Annotated in this window: 17 protein-coding genes; 6 read left to right on the plus strand and 11 right to left on the minus strand. The window is 68.6% G+C overall.

The annotated features are described in order from the left end of the window. Window positions 1–87 precede the first annotated feature (87 nt). Window positions 88–846 carry a helix-turn-helix domain-containing protein gene (locus tag ACYVAK_RS01385; protein ID WP_461057222.1) on the minus strand — a complete coding sequence of 253 codons (759 nt, stop codon included), beginning with the start codon at window positions 844–846 and terminating at the stop codon, window positions 88–90. Continuing rightward, window positions 843–1,421 carry a TetR/AcrR family transcriptional regulator gene (locus ACYVAK_RS01390; protein ID WP_461057224.1) on the minus strand — a complete coding sequence of 193 codons (579 nt, stop codon included), beginning with the start codon at window positions 1,419–1,421 and terminating at the stop codon, window positions 843–845. The genes ACYVAK_RS01385 and ACYVAK_RS01390 overlap by 4 nt, the downstream gene beginning before the upstream one ends. Window positions 1,422–1,538: 117 nt before the next feature. Here ACYVAK_RS01390 and ACYVAK_RS01395 point away from each other — a divergent pair, with 117 nt between their 5' ends. From ACYVAK_RS01395 to ACYVAK_RS01405, 3 genes are all read left to right on the plus strand, one after another. Next, the gene (locus ACYVAK_RS01395) at window positions 1,539–2,435 is read left to right on the plus strand and encodes an alpha/beta fold hydrolase (RefSeq protein ID WP_461057226.1); all 897 of its coding nucleotides are present in this window, start codon (window positions 1,539–1,541) and stop codon (window positions 2,433–2,435) included. Window positions 2,436–2,438: 3 nt separating this feature from the next. Further along, window positions 2,439–4,913 (plus strand): acyl-CoA dehydrogenase, encoded by a 2,475-nt coding sequence (locus ACYVAK_RS01400; RefSeq protein WP_461057228.1) that lies wholly within the window; start codon window positions 2,439–2,441, stop codon window positions 4,911–4,913. 90 nt (window positions 4,914–5,003) lie between these two features. Next, a complete protein-coding gene (locus ACYVAK_RS01405; RefSeq protein WP_461057230.1) occupies window positions 5,004–5,489 on the plus strand; it encodes a hotdog fold domain-containing protein in 486 nt (161 codons plus the stop codon). A 27-nt stretch (window positions 5,490–5,516) separates the two neighbouring features. On the opposite strand, the gene ACYVAK_RS01410 is transcribed toward ACYVAK_RS01405, so the two are convergent. After that, on the minus strand, window positions 5,517–6,842 hold the full coding sequence (locus ACYVAK_RS01410; RefSeq protein WP_461057232.1) for an NTP/NDP exchange transporter: 1,326 nt from the start codon (window positions 6,840–6,842) through the stop codon (window positions 5,517–5,519). Window positions 6,843–6,961: 119 nt separating this feature from the next. Between ACYVAK_RS01410 and ACYVAK_RS01415 the strand changes: the two genes are divergently transcribed. Next, window positions 6,962–8,557, plus strand: coding sequence for a GMC family oxidoreductase (locus ACYVAK_RS01415; protein ID WP_461057234.1), 1,596 nt, complete (start codon window positions 6,962–6,964; stop codon window positions 8,555–8,557). Between the two features lie 30 nt (window positions 8,558–8,587). Here the strand turns inward: ACYVAK_RS01415 and ACYVAK_RS01420 are convergent, their stop codons facing one another. Beyond that, on the minus strand, window positions 8,588–10,495 hold the full coding sequence (locus ACYVAK_RS01420) for a M48 family metallopeptidase (protein WP_461057236.1): 1,908 nt from the start codon (window positions 10,493–10,495) through the stop codon (window positions 8,588–8,590). Window positions 10,496–10,503: 8 nt separating this feature from the next. Continuing rightward, window positions 10,504–11,100 carry a LemA family protein gene (locus tag ACYVAK_RS01425; RefSeq protein ID WP_461057238.1) on the minus strand — a complete coding sequence of 199 codons (597 nt, stop codon included), beginning with the start codon at window positions 11,098–11,100 and terminating at the stop codon, window positions 10,504–10,506. Between the two features lie 72 nt (window positions 11,101–11,172). On the opposite strand from ACYVAK_RS01425, the gene ACYVAK_RS01430 reads away from it, so the two are divergent. Further along, the gene (locus ACYVAK_RS01430) at window positions 11,173–12,396 is read left to right on the plus strand and encodes a serine hydrolase domain-containing protein (RefSeq protein ID WP_461057240.1); all 1,224 of its coding nucleotides are present in this window, start codon (window positions 11,173–11,175) and stop codon (window positions 12,394–12,396) included. 138 nt (window positions 12,397–12,534) lie between these two features. Here ACYVAK_RS01430 and ACYVAK_RS01435 read toward each other — a convergent pair whose 3' ends face one another. After that, a complete protein-coding gene (locus ACYVAK_RS01435) occupies window positions 12,535–12,891 on the minus strand; it encodes a hypothetical protein (protein ID WP_461057242.1) in 357 nt (118 codons plus the stop codon). Between the two features lie 327 nt (window positions 12,892–13,218). Between ACYVAK_RS01435 and ACYVAK_RS01440 the strand changes: the two genes are divergently transcribed. Then, window positions 13,219–13,503: a hypothetical protein gene (locus ACYVAK_RS01440; RefSeq protein ID WP_461057244.1), complete on the plus strand. Its 285-nt coding sequence runs from the start codon at window positions 13,219–13,221 to the stop codon at window positions 13,501–13,503. A 163-nt stretch (window positions 13,504–13,666) separates the two neighbouring features. Here the strand turns inward: ACYVAK_RS01440 and gcvH are convergent, their stop codons facing one another. From gcvH to ACYVAK_RS01465, 5 genes are all read right to left on the minus strand, one after another. Next, window positions 13,667–14,053, minus strand: coding sequence for a glycine cleavage system protein GcvH (gcvH, locus tag ACYVAK_RS01445; RefSeq protein WP_461057246.1), 387 nt, complete (start codon window positions 14,051–14,053; stop codon window positions 13,667–13,669). A gap of 64 nt (window positions 14,054–14,117) precedes the next feature. Next, the gene (gene gcvT, locus ACYVAK_RS01450; protein WP_461057248.1) at window positions 14,118–15,221 is read right to left on the minus strand and encodes a glycine cleavage system aminomethyltransferase GcvT; all 1,104 of its coding nucleotides are present in this window, start codon (window positions 15,219–15,221) and stop codon (window positions 14,118–14,120) included. Between the two features lie 67 nt (window positions 15,222–15,288). Then, the gene (locus ACYVAK_RS01455; protein WP_461057250.1) at window positions 15,289–16,866 is read right to left on the minus strand and encodes an ABC transporter permease; all 1,578 of its coding nucleotides are present in this window, start codon (window positions 16,864–16,866) and stop codon (window positions 15,289–15,291) included. Next, a complete protein-coding gene (locus ACYVAK_RS01460; RefSeq protein WP_461057252.1) occupies window positions 16,857–17,933 on the minus strand; it encodes an extracellular solute-binding protein in 1,077 nt (358 codons plus the stop codon). The genes ACYVAK_RS01455 and ACYVAK_RS01460 overlap by 10 nt, the downstream gene beginning before the upstream one ends. Window positions 17,934–18,028: 95 nt before the next feature. Beyond that, on the minus strand, window positions 18,029–18,472 hold the full coding sequence (locus ACYVAK_RS01465) for an NfeD family protein (RefSeq protein WP_461057253.1): 444 nt from the start codon (window positions 18,470–18,472) through the stop codon (window positions 18,029–18,031). Window positions 18,473–18,475 lie beyond the last annotated feature (3 nt).

Genomic DNA, 18,475 nt, shown 5'->3' on the forward strand with positions numbered 1-18,475 from the left:
CGGAAGGAAAAACGTCGGAGGCCGGGACCACTCCCGTGACGCTTGCCACCGGCCAGCGACCGGGACCCGCCTCAATGCATACGTATTCTATCGCTTCGGAACCGGGTCCGCCGACGCTTTCCGCAGCGGGTCGAACAAGCCCAGGCTCCAAGGCCGCTGGGCCAACACCAGACTGACCCCCACCCGCTCGGCGGCGGGGAGGTGGGCGTCTTGCGCAAGCATGAGATCGAACTGGCTGGCGGCCTCCCGGAGCTTTTCGCGGATGGTCGCGGCCGATCGGCGCGAAACCATGCCGGACAGCAGCAGGAGGGTTTCCTCACCCCCGGCGAAGCGGCTCTTGAAGAACTCCGGCAACAGTCGCTCCTGGAAGAAGCGCTGCATCGGGCCGTCGGTACGCCAGCGGAAGTTGCGGGCGGTGAGCACACGGGCGCGATTGCCGGGGAGCAGTTCGATGATGCCGAGGCGATCCAGCTTGACGAGCCGCCCGGTCCACTCGGGCAGGCTGATCTGGTAGTTCGCCAGCACCTCGTCCTGGGTCCAGCGATTCACGGCCAGGTAGAGGGCCAGCATCAGCAGCGGATCGTCGACCAGGGCCTGCTCCTGCGCCTCGGACAGCTCAGCGAGCGCCGGACGCCGCTGCTCCGCTTCGGCGGCGAGTTCGGCGAGGCCCATGTCGAGCGCTTCGCAGATCTGCTCGAGCCGCTCGAGGCGGATCGACTGCTCGGAGAACATCCGCTTCACCGAGGCCTCGGACATGCCGATGCGTTCGGCGAGGTTCGCGTAGGTCAGCCCCTGCGCCTTCAACGCGCGCTTCAGGGCTTCGACAAGCTGGACGCGGAGGGTCACGGGATCAGCGCATCCATCACGTGGGTAACGTAGGCCTCGAACTCGTCGTGATGCAGGCGCGGCTGCCCGAGCTGCAGGGAAAGCTGCAGGAAGCCCACGTACGCCGCATAGGTGAGCCGCGCGCGATTGATGGCTTCGAGGCGCGGCATGCCGGCCTGGCGGAAGCTGGCGGCGAGGTAATCCATGCGCCGCTGCGAAACGCGTGCCAGCACCGGCTGCACGACCGGATGATCGAGCGCCTTCAGGAGCTCGCTGTAGATCTTGTGCGGCTTCAGTTCATGGGCAACGAGCTGGAACAGCGCCTTCAGGCGCTCACGCGGCTCGGGAAAAGCTTCGAGCTTGCCGAACACCGTTTCCTGCTCCATCGCTTCCCAGCGCTCGAGCGCGGCGGCCAGCAAGGCTTCGCGCGACGGGAAGTGCCAGTAGAAGCTGCCCTTCGTCACGCCGAGCCTGCGAGCCAGCGGCTCGACCGCGACCGCGACCACGCCGTCGTCCGCGATGACGTCGAGGGCGGCGTTGGCCCAGTCCTCGGCGGAGAGGCGCATGGGTCGTTCGGTCTTGGCGGCGGCGGGCATGGGCTGCGGACAGGCGGCGGTCACGGCAATGGAACCGACACAATAATCGGTCGGCCGGGCTTTCACCATACGCATACGTATTGACAACGGCGAAATCCGCCACCCATACTCATCCGTATGGTTTTGCCCTCGCCCCTGCCCGCGACCCTGGCCTCGTTCGAATGGACGGGCTCGGGCGGCGTCACGCTGGCGGCAAGCGCCGCCGGGCCTCTGGGCGCCAGCACGGACGTGCTGTTCGCCCATGGCTTCGGACAGACCCGCCACGCATGGACCCGATCGATGCAGGCCCTTGGTAAGGCCGGCATCGGCAGTGCCGCGTGGGATCTTCGCGGCCACGGCCAGTCAGGGCGCAACGGGCCGGGCGAGACCTACGCCGTCGAGCAGTTCATCGACGACGCCATCGCCATCCGCGCGACGCTGCCGGAACCGCCGGTGCTGGTCGGTGCTTCGATGGGCGGCCTCGTCGGCCTTGCCGCGCAGGCGCGCGGCGCCGGCTTCGCCAAGCTGGTGCTGGTCGACGTCACCCCAAAGTGGGAAATCGCCGGGATGCAGCGCATCCTCGCCTTCATGGGCGCGCATCCGGATGGTTTCGACGACCACGAGCACGCGGCGAGCGAGATCGCGGCGTACCTGCCGCATCGCCGCGAGCGCAAATCCTCCGCCGACCTCGCCCACCTGCTGGTGCGGGGCGAAGATGGACGGCTGCGTTGGCACTGGGACCCGCGCCTGCTGCAGGACCTTGCCGATTCCGCCAAGCACCAGGACGAACTCGCCGAGGCCGCGCGCGGCATCGACATCCCGGTCCTTCTGGTGAGCGGCGGCCGCAGCGATCTGGTCTCCAAGGAGACCGTCACGCACTTCCTCGATCTCGTGCCGCACGCTCGCCACGTGCATCTTCCGGAGGCCACCCACATGGTGGCCGGCGACGACAACGACGCCTTCACCCGGGCCGTCATCGAATTCCTTTCGCCCCGCCCCCACGCGGGATCCTTCCAGACCCTCCGCGGAGCCTGAGCCATGAGCGCTGTGTTGCCTTTCCTCGTCCTTCTGCTGGTGGTCGCCATCGCGGCGTACCACCGCTGGTCGCTGGCGGTATTCACCGCCGTCGCTGGCGCCGGCCTCGTGCTGGTCGGCCTCACCGGCGTCGCGCCGGTCGCGACCATCGTCGCCGGTTCTCTGCTGGCCGTGGTGGCGCTGCCGCTGCTGATCACGCCGATCCGCCAGAACCTGATCACCGCGCCGCTGCTCAAGTTCTACACGAAGATCCTGCCGCCGCTCTCGGACACGGAGAAGACGGCGCTGGAAGCGGGCACTGTCGGTTTCGAGGGCGAGCTGTTCTCCGGTGCGCCGAAGTGGAGCGAGCTGCTCTCGCAGCCGAAGCCCACCCTCACCGCCGAGGAGCAGGCCTTTCTCGACGGCCCGGTCGAAGAGGTCTGCAAGATGACCAACGACTGGGAGACCACCCACGTGCATGCGGACCTCGAGCCGCAGGTGTGGGACTACCTGAAGAAGAACAAGTTCTTCGGGATGATCATCCCCAAGGAGTACGGCGGCCTCGGCTTCTCCGCACTGGCGCACCACAAGGTCATCCAGAAGCTGGCCTCGATCTCGTCGGTCCTGAGCTCGACGGTTGGTGTGCCCAACTCGCTGGGCCCGGCGGAGCTGCTGCTGCACTACGGCACCGAGGAGCAGAAGAAGCACTACCTGCCGCGCCTCGCCGACGGTCGCGAGATCCCCTGCTTCGCGCTCACCGGCCCGACGGCCGGCTCCGACGCCACTTCGCTGCCGGACTTCGGCATCGTTTGCGAGGGCGAGTGGAACGGCGCCAAGGTGCTCGGCGTCAAGCTGACTTTCGACAAGCGCTACATCACGCTGGCGCCGATCGCGACGGTGATCGGCCTGGCCTTCCGCCTTTACGACCCGAACAAGCTGCTGGGCGACGAGGCGGACCGCGGCATCACCCTCGCCTTGATTCCGCGCGAGACCCCGGGCCTCAACGTCGGCCGCCGCCACTTCCCGCTCAACTGCACCTTCATGAACGGCCCGCTGCACGGCAAGGAGATGTTCCTGCCGCTGTCGCAGCTGATCGGCGGCGAGGAGTACATCGGCCACGGCTGGCGCATGCTCGTCGAATGCCTGTCGGTAGGCCGCGCCATCACCCTGCCCTCGACCTCGAGCGGTGCGGCCAAGCTCGCCGCCGCCGCGACCGGCGCCTACTCCCGCATCCGCAAGCAGTTCGGACTGTCGATCGGCCGCTTCGAAGGCGTCGAGGAGGCACTGGCCCGCATCGCCGGCAACACCTACGCCGTGGCCGCACTGTCGCAGGCCACCGCCGCCGCCGTGGACCGCGGGGAAAAGCCCGCCGTGCCCTCGGCGATCGCCAAGTACCACGCGACCGAAATGGCCCGCGACGTCGGCAAGGACGCCATGGATGTCCACGGCGGCAAGGGCGTGATCCTCGGCCCCTCGAACTACCTCGGCCGCGGCTGGCAGGCGGCGCCGATCTCGATCACCGTCGAAGGCGCGAACATCATGACGCGCTCGCTGATGATCTTCGGCCAGGGCGCCATCCGCTGCCATCCGTGGGTGCTGAAGGAAATGCAGGCCGCGACGCATCCGGACCCGGCCGTGCGACTGCGCGAGTTCGACACCAACCTGTTCGGCCACATCGGCTTCGCGATCAGCAATGCCGTGCGCAGCCTGTGGATGGGCATGACGTTCGCTGCGTTCGGTTCGGCGCCGGGCGACGACTACACCAGGCGCTTCTACCGCCGCCTCAACCGCTACTCCGCCAACCTCGCCCTGGTCGCCGACACCTCGATGCTGACGCTGGGCGGCAAGCTGAAGTTCAAGGAGAAGCTGTCGGGCCGCCTCGGCGACGTGCTCTCGCAGCTCTACATCGCCAGCGCGATGCTGAAGCGCTACGAGGACGAGGGCCGTCCGGCCTCCGAGCAGCCACTGCTGGCCTGGGCGTTCCATGACAGCGTCTTCAAGATCGAGAACGCGCTGTCCGGGGCGCTGCGCAACTACCCGATCCGCCCGGTCGGCTGGCTGTTGTGGCTGCTGGTGTTCCCGCTGGGCCGTCGTGCCCAGGCGCCGAGCGACCGTCTCGGCCGTCGTGCCGCGGCGCTGCTGATGTCGCCGTCGGATGCGCGCGATCGCCTGGTGAGCGGTGTGTTCCTCACGCCTTGCGAAACCAACCCGGCGGGCCGCGTCAACGCGGCGCTGGCCAAGGTCATCCTCGCCGAGCCGGTGGAGCGCAAGTTCATGAAGGCGGTTAAGGGCGGCGAGATCACCGCACTGGATTACGCGACCCAGCTCGCCGAGGCCGTGCAGAAGGGCCTGATCACCGCCGAGGAGCGCGCCCAGCTCGAAGAGCTGCGCCGCCTGACCTGGGATGCGATCAGCGTGGACGACTTCGACCACCAGGACCTCGTGGCTGCGTCGCTCTATCGCGGCGCCAAGTCCGGCGAGACGCGCCGCGCGGCCTGACGGCCTCGCGACGCAACACCACGGAACGGCGGGCTTCGGCCCGCCGTTCTGCTATCCAACCCCTTGCGCGCCGCCGACCTTGAGCCATCGATGAGCACGACCACGCCCCTCCTCGCCCTGTACCGCCGCTTCGAGCGCCTGCCGCTGGGTCGCTGGCTGTTCTCGCGCGCCGTGTGCCTCAAAGCACCGTACTTCGGGACGATCCGTCCGACCATCACGCGGCTGGAGCCGGGCCACTGCGAAGCCCGCATCCCGCACCGCCGAGGCATGCAGAACCACATCGGCAGCGTGCACGCGATCGCCCTGTGCAACCTCGCGGAGCTCTGTGCCGGCGTGATGACCGACGCCTCGATCCCCGCCGACATGCGCTGGATCCCGAAGGGCATGACGGTGCAGTACCTGAAGAAGGCCATGGGACCGCAGACGGGAATCGCCCGGCCGCGCGATCCAGTCGTCTCGGCGAGCAGTGGCTACGAGCTGCCGGTGCAGGTCGAAGTGCATGACGCCAGTGGCGAGCCGACCTTCCGCGCCGAAGTGGTGATGTGGCTTTCGCCAAAGCCGGCGCGCACGGCCTGAGCCCGGCCCACTCCCGGGGCCGCGGCTTCAGCCCCGCGCGAGCGCCTTCTGGGCGCGGACGACACTCCATGCCGACAGGAACAGCGCGGCCGCCATGCCGGTGCCGAGCAGGAACACCATCGACGACCCGAAGGACGCGATGGCCTTGTGCACCCAGACGAAAGTGAAGTCACCACCCCGGTAGACGGCGGTGTCGATGAAGGCTTTGGCCTTGTAGCGGGTCTCGGCGTCCACCCGGGTGTAGATGGTCTCGCGGGCCGGCTTTGCCAGCGCGAACTCGCCGGTGCGCGTGGCGATCTGCACGACCATCAGCAGCATCGGCAGCGGGTTGCCGGCCAGCACGGCGAAACCGAGGGTGATGGCGAGGCCCGGGACCAGCAGCAGCGGGGCGACGCCAAAACGCGCCAGCAGGAACGGCGTGATGAACAGCTGGATCGCCAGCGTCAGGCCGTTGATCCACAGGTCGATGGTGGCGAAAAAGGCCGTGCGCGCCTCGTCATCGGCGATCTGCCGCGCCACGGCGGCCTGCTCGTTGTAGAGCAGCGTGCCCACCGCGACACCGAAGAACATCACCAGCGCCATGCCACGCATCAACCGGTCGCGCGCGACGATGCGCAGGCCTTCGAGGAAGCGCCCGCCCATGGCCTCGTCGAAACGCGGGCCGCCGCGCTCGACCTCCCGGCGCCGGGCCCACGGCGCCAGCGCAATGACGAAGGCCAGGCACAGCCCCATGAAGCCGGTGCTGATCAGCATGATCGTCTCGACGCCGACGTCCTTGACGATCAGCTTGGTCAACGCCGGACCGGCCAGCGCGCCGAGGGTACCGCCGACGCCGATGAAACCGTAGAACAGCCGCGACTGCGCCGAGCTGTAGATGTCGGACATGAAGCTCCAGAACACCGTGACGGCGAAGAGGTTCACGACCGCAAGGAAAATGAAGAACGCCGCGCCACGCCCCGCGACGTCGTTCGCGAAGGCGACGTAGAAGATGCCGAGTGCGGCCACGAGCAGGCCGTAGACGAAGGGCAAGAAGACCCGGCGCGGGTAGCGGCTGACCAGCGCGCCGTAGAGCGGCTGCAAGAGCAGCATGGACAGGAAGGTGCCGGTGAACAGCACCTGCAGCGTCAGCTCGCCGAGCGCGATCCCGTGCTCGGCGAAGAACGCGATCATCGCCGGGGGGAAAACCGCCGACGCATCGTCCGTCGCGCCGAAGGCGTCGCGGATCGACCGCAGCATGAAATAGCCGCACAGCAGGCAGAAGAAGTAGCCGAACGACAGCGCCAGAGCCGGCACGTCGGCCAGCGCCTGTTTCAGATCGGACCAGCGGAGTCGCTGGGGGACTTGCGCCTGCATCGTCACTCCGCGGCAATGGACGCGCGTACTGTAACGGAGTCGCTGCCAGCCGCCGAGATAGAGCATTCACTCTAGGGGCGCGGACCAGCATCGCCCATCGCTTCTGCGGCAGTCGGTACGTGTTCGACTACATCATCGTGGGTGCCGGCTCGGCCGGCTGCGTTCTCGCCAACCGGCTCAGCGCCGATCCCGCCGTCAAGGTCCTCCTGCTGGAGGCCGGCCCACGCGATTGGCATCCGTTCGTGCACATGCCGGCGGGCCTCGCCAAGCTGGTCGGGAAGAAGGGCGTGAACTGGGATTACAGCACCGCACCAGAGCCGCATCTCGGCGGCCGGATGCTGTGGTGGCCGCGCGGGAAGGTGCTCGGCGGCAGCAGTTCCATCAACGCCATGTGCTACGTCCGCGGCGAGCGCCGCGACTACGACGAGTGGGCCGAGCTCGGGGCCACCGGCTGGCACTGGGACAACGTCCTTCCCTATTTCCGCAAGTCGGAAGGCAACGAACGCGGCGCCGATGCGCTGCACGGCGGCGACGGCCCGCTGGGCGTCAGCGACCACCGTTATCGCAACCCCCTCTCCGCGGTGTTCGTCGAGGCCGCGACCCAGGCCGGCTTCCCCGCGAACTCCGATTTCAACGGCGCCGTGCAGGAGGGGTTCGGTTTCTACCAGACCACCACGCGCGGCGGATCGCGCTGCTCGTCGGCCACGGCCTACCTCGATCCGATCCGCGGCCAGCGCCCGAACCTCAAGGTGATCACCGGCGCGATGGCGCGCAAGGTGCTGTTCGAGGGCGGCCGCGCCAGCGGCGTGCTCTACACCGTGGGCGGCGCGGCCTTCGCGGAAGGTGCTGCACGCGAGGTGATCCTCTGCGGCGGTGCCATCAACAGCCCGCAATTGCTGATGCTCTCGGGCATCGGCCCTGCCGCGCACCTGCGCCAGCAGGGCATCGAGGTCCGCGTCGACCTGCCCGGGGTCGGCGGCAACCTGCAGGATCATCTGGATATCTGCACGCTTCAGCGCGCGACGCAGGCCATCACCTACGACGATTCCGACTCCCTCCTCAACGAGGCGTTGATCGCGTGGAACTACTACCTGCGCAAACAGGGCCCGGGCACCAGCAACATCGCCGAGGCCGGAGGCTTCCTGCGGTCGCGCCTGGCGGAGGACGAGCGCCCCGACCTGCAGTTCCATTTCGTGCCGGCCCAGCTCGACGACCACGGCCGCAACAAGCTGCCCGGCTACGGCTTCACCGTGCACGCCTGTTTCCTGAGGCCGAAGAGCCGCGGGCGCCTGTACCTCGCGGGGACCGACGCCGCTGCCAAGCCGCGCATCGAAGCCAACTACCTCGGAGACGCGGAAGGCTTCGACCTCAAGGTCATGCGCGAATGCGTGCGGATCTCGCGCGAGATCCTCGCCCAGCCGGCGTTCGCGCCCTACCGTGGCGAGGAGCTGCTGCCCGGCGCCAAAGCGCAGGATGAAGCCGCGATCGACGCCTTCATCCGCCGGAAGGCCGAATCGATCTACCACCCGATCGGCACCTGCGCGATCGGGCGCGAGAACGACCCGAACGCCGTGGTCGACCCGCAGTTGCGGGTCCGTGGCGTGGAAGGGCTGCGCGTGGTCGATGCGTCGGTGATGCCGAAGCTCATCGGCGGCAACACCAATGCCCCGACGATCATGATCGCCGAGCGGGCCACCGACCTGATACTCGGCTGATCGCCCGTCCGCCGGTGGCGGGGCGCCGCGTCAGGCGGCGCGCACGGGCTCCAGCGCCGCCGGCAGCGGCGCATGCAGGATGGCGCAGACGATACGCAGAAGCTCGGCCTCGGCGATCGTCATCCGGCCATCGTGTGCGGCCGTGGCGACAAGCGCCTCCACCAGCATCAACTTGGCCTTCGGCAGCAGCGCGTCGAGTCTCGGCCACGCCTCGTCAAGCACCGCCACGCCGTGAGCGGGAGGCACGTAACGGGCGCTGGACTGCGGCAGGACGTGGGCCATGCCGGCCATGAATGCCCGCTGCGCCTCCGCCGGCTGGGCATGGCCGGCATGGGCCAGCACGGCGAGCAACTGGACCACATCGGACTCGACGTCGGCCAGCTTGACCCGCGGCTGGCGCCACCGCCGCGCCGGGTCGGCGGCGGCCTGCAGTTCCGCGTGCAGCACCTGCGCCAGTCCATACTCAAGCAGGGTGATCCGACCATCGGCGTGCGACAGCGCGGTGCAAACGTCGGCGATCGCCGCCACGTCGGCCTTGGAGCGCCGCTTCAGCGTCGCGAGCGCGAACATCGCCAAGGGCAGGCGCAGGGCGGCATGGAGGCCGTGGACGCGTTCGGCGTAATCGGCCGATTGGCCGGTCATCCGATCGCCCATCCTGGCCTTCAGCTCGAACCGTTGCTTCTGCTGGACAGCCGCCTCGGCCGAGAACAGCAGTCCGAACAGGAGGGGCATGGCCTCGTCACGATCGCGGGCGGCGCGATCGAGCACGCCGGGGATCGCCGCAATGACCGCTTTGGCGCGCTGGACGTCGTCGGGCCGCCACTCGCCGAGACTCCCGGCGACGGCCGCAGGGGAAACGCGCATCGCCGTGGCTTCCGGGGGGAGCGACGGCGTCTCCGCGACGGCCTTGGCATGGTCCTCGTCGATCCCCGACGGTGGGGCCAACTGCTGGCGGGACACGGCCTCGTTGAAGCGCTCCGGCTTGAAGCCGGGACGGATGGCTCGGATGCGATCCAGCAAAGGCGGATGGGTGGCCATCCAGCCGGAGAAGCCCACGCCGTCCTCGAACAGCATATGGCTGATCTCCTCGGCTTCCGGTGCGACCATTCGGCCCTGACCAGGCACCCCGGCGATCTTCAGGAAGGCGCCGACCAATCCGTCCGGATCACGCGTGTACTGCAGCGCAGAGGCATCGGCAAGGTACTCGCGCTGGCGGCTGATACCGGCCTTGATCAACCGGGCGAACCACAGGCCGGTGGCCCCGAGGGCCATCAGGGCGATGCCGACCGGGATCAGGCCGCCGGCTTCGCGGTTGCCGCCACGGTTGCGCGTGCTGACGAGGAAGCGTCCGACCACGCCCAGCATGGTGATGCCGAACAGCAGCCCGACAAGGCGCAGGTTCAGGCGGATGTCGGCGTTGAGGATGTGCCCGATCTCGTGCGCGACGACGCCCTGGAGCTCCTGCCGGTTCAAGCGGTCGAGCGCGCCGCGGGTGACGGCGATGGCGGCATCCGGGCCCCCGAAGCCCGCCGCGAAGGCGTTGATGCGGGGTTCGTCTTCCAACACGAAGACCTGCGGCAGCGCGCTGCCGGAGGCGATCGCCATCTCCTCCACGACATTGAGCAGTCGACGCAGGCCGGGATCATGGGTGTCGACGGGCACGGGCGTGCCACCGAGCGCCATCGCCACGGCACCGCCGCCCTTCCGCAGGGTCATCGTGCGGTAGAGGCTCGCACCACCGATCAGCAGCAGGGTGGCGACGGTGGTCATCGCGATGATCGACCCCGTCGCCGTGACCGAGGCTGCGCCGAGGAAGGCCAGGGACGCCCACACCACGACATTGACCGCGGCCACGATGGCAAGCACTGCCAGGCCGAACAGCAGGAACAGTTTCCGGGACCGGCGGCGCACCGCCTCCTGGCGTTCGAAGAGGTTCATCGGGACGCTCAGAACTGGACGCGGGGCGCGTTGCGCTTGTGGCTCTCGGCTTCGGGGATCTCCAGCAGCGAGGCCGCCCGGAAGTCGAAGCGGCTGGCCACCACGCTGCCGGGGAACATCTCGCGCCGGTTGTTGTAGCCCATGACCGCGTCGTTGTAGGCCTGGCGGGCAAAGGCGATGCGGTTCTCCGTGGAGGTGAGCTCCTCGGTGAGCTGTTGCATGTTCGCGCTGGCCTTGAGCTCGGGATAGGCCTCGACCGTCACCAGCAGGCGCGACAGTGCACCGGTGAGCTGGCCTTCCGCGCCGCCGAGCTGGGCGATCGCCGCGGCATCGCCGGGGGCGGCCTTGGCGGCACCGAGGCCGGACACCGCGGCATTCCGGGCCTGGATCACCGCCTCCAGCGTGTCCTTTTCGTGCGCCATGTAGGCCTTGGCCGTCTCGACGAGATTGGGGATGAGGTCGTGGCGGCGAGTGAGCTGAACGTCGATCTGGGCGAAGGCATTGCGGAAGGCGTTCCGCGCACCAACGAGGCCGTTGTAGGCCCCGACCACCCAGAACAGGAACGCCGCGACGGCACCGATGACGATGAGCAGGAAAAGCAGCATCCGCGAACACTCCTTGAACGAGGGGGGCGCATCGAAGCGCTAGAATCGACGCAGTTCCAGCATACGTCGCCCATGCGTCCCCGCAAGCTTCTCCTGTCGCTCCTGATCGCGACCGCCACCCTTCCCACCCACGCGACGAACCCCGCCCCGACGGCGGCCACCTTGTCGACGCCGGCACCGTCGACGATCCCCGTGGACCAGGCGACGGTGGCCAAGGCGACGGCCGAGATCGACGCGCTGGCGGAAGCCATCATCGGCCGTGGCGTCCCAGGCGTCGCGGTCGCCGTCGTCCACGGCAACCAGACGCGCCTGGCCCGCGGCTACGGCCGCACGGGTGGCGCCAACGGCGAACGGATCGATGAGCGCACCGTGTTCCGCATCGCCTCGCTGTCGAAGGGCTTCGCCGGGACCCTCGCCGGCCTCCTGGTCGAGGACGGCGCGCTGCGCTGGGACATGCCGCTGGACCAGCAGCTGCCGACCTTCCAGCTCGCGGACGCCGCCGGATCGACGCGGCTCACGGTGCGCGACGCGCTCGCCCATCGGATGGGCCTCAAGTACCACACTTACGATCGCGATCTCGAGGGTGACACCCCCTACCCGCTGCTGGCCGCGCGACTGAACCAGGCGCCGTTGCTCTGCGCGCCGGGGGAATGCTTCGGCTACCAGAACGTCGCCTTCAGCCTGATCGGCGACGTGGTGTTCGCGGTGACGGGAGAGTTCTACACACGGCAGGTCGAGCAACGGCTGTTTGCACCGCTCGGCATGGACAACGCCACCTTCGGGCGCGATGGCCTCGAGAGCAGCGATCGCTGGGCCCGTCCGCACGTCAGGGCGGGCCGCGGCTGGACGGCAGTGCGGCCACGTGAGAACTACTACCGCGTGCCGCCGGCGGCCGGGATCAATGCATCGATCGCCGACATGGCGACGTGGGCGAAAGCGCAGCTCGGACATCGACCGGAAGTCCTTTCGCGACCGATGCTCGACGACCTGCACACCCCGATCGTTCGGACACCAGATCAGCTTTCGGGCTCCCCGTGGCGGCGTGAGCGCCTGCGAAACGCCCACTACGGCACCGGCTGGCGGGTCTTCGATTACGACGGCGAGCCGCTGGTCTACCACGCAGGCGCCGTGCAGGGGTACCGCGGCATGATCGGCCTGCTACCGCGTCGCGATGTCGCCATCGTTGTGCTCTGGAACAGCGAATCGGCACTGCCTTCCGGCCTGATGCCGACATTCCTCGACCGGGTGCTCGGCACGACCGACAGCCGATGGGTGGATCTGGCCAACGGTCGCTGACGCGGACTCCCACCAGCGCGACGACAGCCCCGGAAAAAGCTAACGCCCCTCTCGGGGCGTTATGGCCTTTGCAAAGTCCCCCGGCCGCCTGGGCAACGCGGACCGGGGGTGATTACAGCAATCGGGTACGGCTTTGGCTTACATCGCCGCAACGGGCGCGGCCGGAGCCGGAGCGGCCTTCGGGGCCGACTTCTTCTTGGTGGCCTTCTTCGCAGCCTTCTTGGCGGCCTTCTTCGGGGCAGCCTTCTTCGCAACCTTCTTGGCAGCCTTCTTCGGGGCGGCCTTCTTTGCGACCTTCTTGGCCGCCTTCTTCACGGCCTTCTTGGCGACCTTCTTGGCGGCCTTCTTCGGGGCGGCCTTCTTGGCGGCCTTCTTGACGACCTTCTTGGCCGCCTTCTTGGCGACCTTCTTCACGGTCTTCTTCGCGGCGGCCTTCTTGGCAACCTTCTTCACCGCTTTCTTGGCGGCTTTCTTCGCAGCTTTCTTGACAGCCATGGTTCACTCCTCGTCAGTGGTTTGGCGTAGTGCCTTGTGTCACTTGCCCAGTAGCAAAGGCAGAGCCTCGACGCTTGGCGTCGCGGCAAACCCGCAGCGACGGGATCGTCGGCGCGGATGGGGTTGGCCGCGGATGCGCGGCGCGCGGAACGTTCCCACCGACGCGGCGATCGCGGTCGGGCGGGACGTTTCCGGGAAAGGGGACCTCGGCATTGCGGGGGAGGAAGTTCGACCGCACGCCCCGGGCCGGAGCCGTTCGGGCGAGTTCGTCGTGTTCGCAATGCGGATGGAGGTGCGTTCGGATCACTCGTCGTGATGTGACTTGCGTTGCGGCGGAAACTAGCCACGCATTTTTTTTGTGTCAACAACTTTGCGCATATTTTTTTCCCGGCATCGTCGCCGAACACGCGCGATCTCCTCGCTCGGCAACAGCAGGACGATCCGCCGAAAGCGGACGCGATTGCTTCGGATGCGGAAAACAAGGGAATAAACCGCGATCTGAAAAATGCCGATGCCGCTCGGGAGACATCGAAGCGCCTGAAGAGCACGCCGTTCGCATCGAATCACCCGGCACCACAAATCGGCTTGAAAGGTTCAAGAAACGCCCTTTGATGCAGTGCACAAATAGAAACTGCGCGAACTTTTTTCCCCCGCAACGCGATTCCGGAGCATCCGCGCGGACGCTTGGAGACCGGAAACGACGAAGGCCGCGCCCTTCGGCGCGGCCTTCGCGATGCCATCGACGCGCCGATCGGCCACGCCGGGGCGCAACGGGTCAATCTTCGAGCGTCGCGGCGTAGTCGGCGGCCGAGAGCAGCGATTCCAGCTGCGAGGCATCGCTGGCCTCGACGACGAACATCCAGCCCGCACCATAGGCGTCGCCGTTGATCGTCTCCGGGGCGTCGGCGAGCGCGGCGTTGACCGCCACCACCTTGCCGGACAGCGGCGCATAGACGTCGGACGCGGCCTTGACCGACTCGACGACGGCGCAGCCGGCGCCCTGGGTGAGCTCGTCGCCTTCCGACGGCAGCTCGACGTAGACGAGGTCGCCCAGCGCGGCCTGCGCATGGTCGCTGATGCCGACGGTGTAGCGACCATCGCCCTCGGCGCGGACCCACTCGTGGGACTTCATGAACTTCAGGTCGGCGGGAACGTTGCTCATCGGGATCTCCAGGTTCGTTGGAAGGCGGGGCGTGGCGGCCGGACGCCGCGGCGGGAGTGAGGGATCAGGCCAGGACGCCGGGCTGTGCCTGGCCGTCGCGGACGAAAGGATATTTCACGACGCGCACCGGGATGCGCTTGCCACGGATGTCGACCTCGACCGCGCCCAGTTCGCCGCCCGGCACGCGGGCCAGCGCGATCGAACGACCCAGCGTGGGCGAGAAGGTGCCCGAAAGGATCTCGCCGACGCCGCTCGCGGTGTGGACCGGCTGGCCGTGGCGCAGCACGCCCTTCTCGTCCATGACGAGGCCGATGGTCTGCCGCGGTACGCCGGCGGCCTTCTGCGCCTCCAGCACGGCGCGGCCGGTGAAGTCGCGACCTTCGTCGAACGCCACCGTCCACGCGAGCCCGGCTTCGAGCGGGCTGACGCCGTCGTCCATGTCCTGGCCGTACAGCGCCATGCCGGCCTCGAGGCGCAGCGTGTCGCGGGCGCCCAGACCGGCCGGACCGACGCCCGCGCCTTCCAGCGCTTCCCACAGCGCGACCGCGTCGGTTTCCGGGACGATGACTTCGAAACCGTCCTCGCCGGTGTAGCCGGTGCGGGCGACGAACAGCGGACCCTGCGGCCCCGACACTTCGGCGGCGGCGAAGCGGCCGAGCGCCAGCACCGCGGCGCCGGCGTCGGCCGACAGCAGCGAGGCGAACTTGGCGCGGGCGTTCGGGCCCTGCACCGCGATCATCGAAAGCTCGGGGCGCTCCTGCACGGCGACGCCGAAAGGCTTGGCTTGCGCTTCGATCCACGGCAGGTCCTTGTCGCGGGTGGCGGCATTGACCACCACGCGGAACCAGGACTCGCCCATGAAGTAGACGATCAGGTCATCGATGACCCCGCCCTGCGGGTTGAGCATGCAGGCGTAGAGGGCCTTGCCCGGCACCTTGAGCTTGTCGACCGAGTTGGCGACGAGCTGGCGCAGGAAAGGGCGGACCTGCTCCCCGCGGAGATCGACCACCGTCATGTGCGAGACGTCGAACATGCCGGCATCGCGGCGGACGAGGTGGTGCTCCTCGATCTGCGAGCCGTAGTTCAGCGGCATGTCCCAGCCGCCGAAGTCGACCATGCGGGCGCCGCGGGCGCGATGGGTGGCATTGAGGACCGTGGACTTCGTCATCGCGCGCTCTGCGGTGGTTTCGGATGGAACGAAGTATCGCAGATGCGCCGGTCGAGGTGCCGTGGGCTCAGTGCCGCTGGCGCAGCAGGGCGACCACCGGCACGAGGCCCACCAGCACCAGCAGCAGCGCGGGTAAGGCGGCACGATCCCAAAGCCCTTCCGAGGTGGCCGAATACACCTCGACCGCCAAAGTGTCCCAGCCGAACGGGCGCAGCATCAGCGTGGCCGGCAGTTCTTTCATGGCCTCGACGAAGACCAGCAGCGCGGCAGCGAACAGCCCGGGACGAAGGACCGGAAGGCCAATGCGCCACCAGCGTGCCGCGCGGCCATCGCCCAGCAGGGCCGCGGAATCCATCAGGTGCGGGCGCAAGACCGCGAGCGCCGCCGAGGCGCCGGAGAGTCCCACGCGCTGGAAGCGCATCACCAGCGCCAGAACGAGGGCGGCAAGACCGGTGGACCAGCCCGACACCCCCAAGGCCCGCTCGAGGGCGACGAGACACCAGAACACGGCCACGGCCATCACCGCCCCGGGCACCGCGTACCCGAGGCCCGCGAGGAACGCGCCGGCACCGAGCCAGCGATCCGCGGGAAAGCGCCGAAGTGCCGCGGCCACCAGCACGCCAAGCGCCAAGGCGACGAGCGCCGTGAGGGCCGCGATCACCACGGTGCCTCGCAAGGCGGCCCAAGGCATGGTCGCCCACGGTGCCGGTGGCAACCACGCCAGGAGTTGCGCCATCGGCCACACGGCGCCCAATGCCACCACGAGCAACGCTGCGAACGACACCGCGGCGCCGGCCAGGCGGGGCAGAGGAACACGCTGTGGTGGGCGCAGCTCCGGCCCCGGCGGCGCCAACACGCGCCGAGCCCGGTGCGCCAACAGCAGCATCAGCAAGACACCGCCGAGCATGGCCAGGGCGAGCTGCGCGGCCAACGCGAGCGAGTTCAACCCGGTCCAGCTCTGGATGACGAGCGTGGTGAGCGTGTCGCGGCCCAACAGCTTCACGGCGCCGAAGTCGGCCAGCGTTTCCAGAAGCACGAGACCCAGGGCGCCCATCCACGCCACGCGCGTGGCCGGCAGAACGACCCGGAAGAAGGCCTGGAATGGCGACGCGCCGAGCAGCCGCGCCGCATCGAAAGCCGCGCTGCCATGGCGGAGCAGCGTGGCGCGCATCATCAGGTAGACATAAGGAAACAGCGCCAGACCGAGCACCACGCAAGCGCCTGTGACACTGCGCACTTCGGGAAACGCATCGGCTGGAAGGCCCAGCGCGCGCCATGCACGGGCCGGCAAGGCGCTGAAACTCAGCCCTGCGACGTAGACATACGCCAGGACGTAGGCCGGGAACGCCAGCGGCAACGCCAACGCCCACTCCAACCAGCGGCGTCCGGGGAACTCGTGGCGGGTCACCACCCACGCGAAACCGATGCCAAGCAACAGTGCTACCGCGCCGACGCCGATGAGCAAGGCCGCGGTCTGGCCCAGCGCCCTTGGCAGCATCACCGACGCGACGTGCGGCCAGAGGCCCGGGGCGACCTCGCCGGGCGAAATCGCCAAGAAAGCCAGCGGCGCGCACAACAGCAGCGCGGCGCCAAGAACGGCGCCGCGCGTGGACCACAAGGACAGCGGGCTCGCCGTCAGCGCCATCCGGCCTCGTTCATCAACATCACCGCTTCCGCCTGGCGACGGCCGGCGACGGCGATGTCGACCGGATCGGCCTTGAACTCGCCCCACGCGGTCACGATCGGATCGAGCGCCATGCCCGGCTTCACCGGGTACTCGAAGTTCAGGCCGGCGAACTTGGCCTGCACCGCGTCGCTGGCCAGCCACTCGAGCAACGCCTGTGCCTGCTCCGGGCGATCGCTCGCGGCGACGACACCGGCACCGGAGATGTTGACGTGCACGCCGGCGTCGGCCTGGTTCGGCCAGAACGGCGCCACGGCGAACGCGGCATCTTCTTTCAGGAGGCGGCCGAGGTAGTACGTGTTGGTGATGCCCACCTCGCACTGCCCGGCGGCGATGGCCTGCAGCAGCAGCGTGTCATCGGCGAACGGCGGTGCGGCGAGGTTCGCCACCCAGCCCTTCAGCACTTCGCGCGTGGCGTCGGCGCCGAGGCGCTCGATCATCGTGGCGACCAGCGACTGGTTGTAGACCTTGGCGGACGAGCGCAGGCAGAGCTTGCCCTTCCACTGCGGCTCGGCCAGCGCCTCGTAGGTGCTGAGCGTGGCGGGATCGACGCGGTCCTTGGCGTACATGATCGTTCGTGCGCGCTCCGACAGGCCGAACCAGCGCCCCTGCGCGTCGCGCAGGTTGGCCGGCACGTTCGCCTCGAGCGCGGGCGATACCACCGGCGCGAGCAGGTTGCGTTCTGCGGCCTGGTAGAGGTTGCCGGCATCGACGGTGATCAGCAGATCGGCCGGCGTGCTCGCGCCTTCGGCCGCGAGGCGCTCGATCAGCGCATCGGCGCCATCGATGCGGGTTTCGATCTGGACGCCGGTTTCGGCGGTGTAGGCCTGCAGCACCGGATCGAGCAGCGGCGGCTTGCGCTCGGAATAGACCACCAACGGGCCGTCCGGCGCAGTGGCCGGCGCGGCAGCGGCGCCGTCGGGCCCGGCCGATTCCGGATCGGCCGGGGCGGAGCAGGCGGCGAGCGTCAGTGCGGCGAGGAGGCCCGCGGCGAGCGGCAGCGAGCGGGGAACAGCGGGGAGGCGCATGGGAACTCCAAGAAATGGACGGTGCACCCAAATGATAACCGTTCTCATCAAAGAAATGCCAAGGGCGCGTGATCTCTGGTCACGAGACCCGGGGCTCAGGCGCGCTCGACGCGGAGCTGCATCGACTCGGCGGCAACGACGCGCACCCGCTCACCCTGCGGCAAATCCGGACCCACGACCGTCCAGAAGGCATCGCCCACCTTGATCCGCCCCCGACCGTTCTCGATGGCCGATTCCAAGGAATACACCTGGCCCACCAGTTGTTCGCCGCGGCGGTTGAGCAGCGGCTGCGTGCTGGCGATGCCGGTCTTGCGGATGCGCGTCCAATAGAACGCCACGATCGCGAACGACGACCCGACGAAGAGAACCGCCTGCCAGAACATCGGTAGATCGGGCACGAAAACGACCAGAACGAGCATTGCGCCCGCCGCGAGGCCCAGCCAGATCAGGGCCGCGCCCGGCACCAGCGTTTCAAGCGCGATCAGGCCGAGCGCCAGGCAGGCCCAGAAAATGACGACGGGGCGGAAGTCGAGGTCCATGGC

The organism is Silanimonas algicola, from assembly GCF_054777375.1.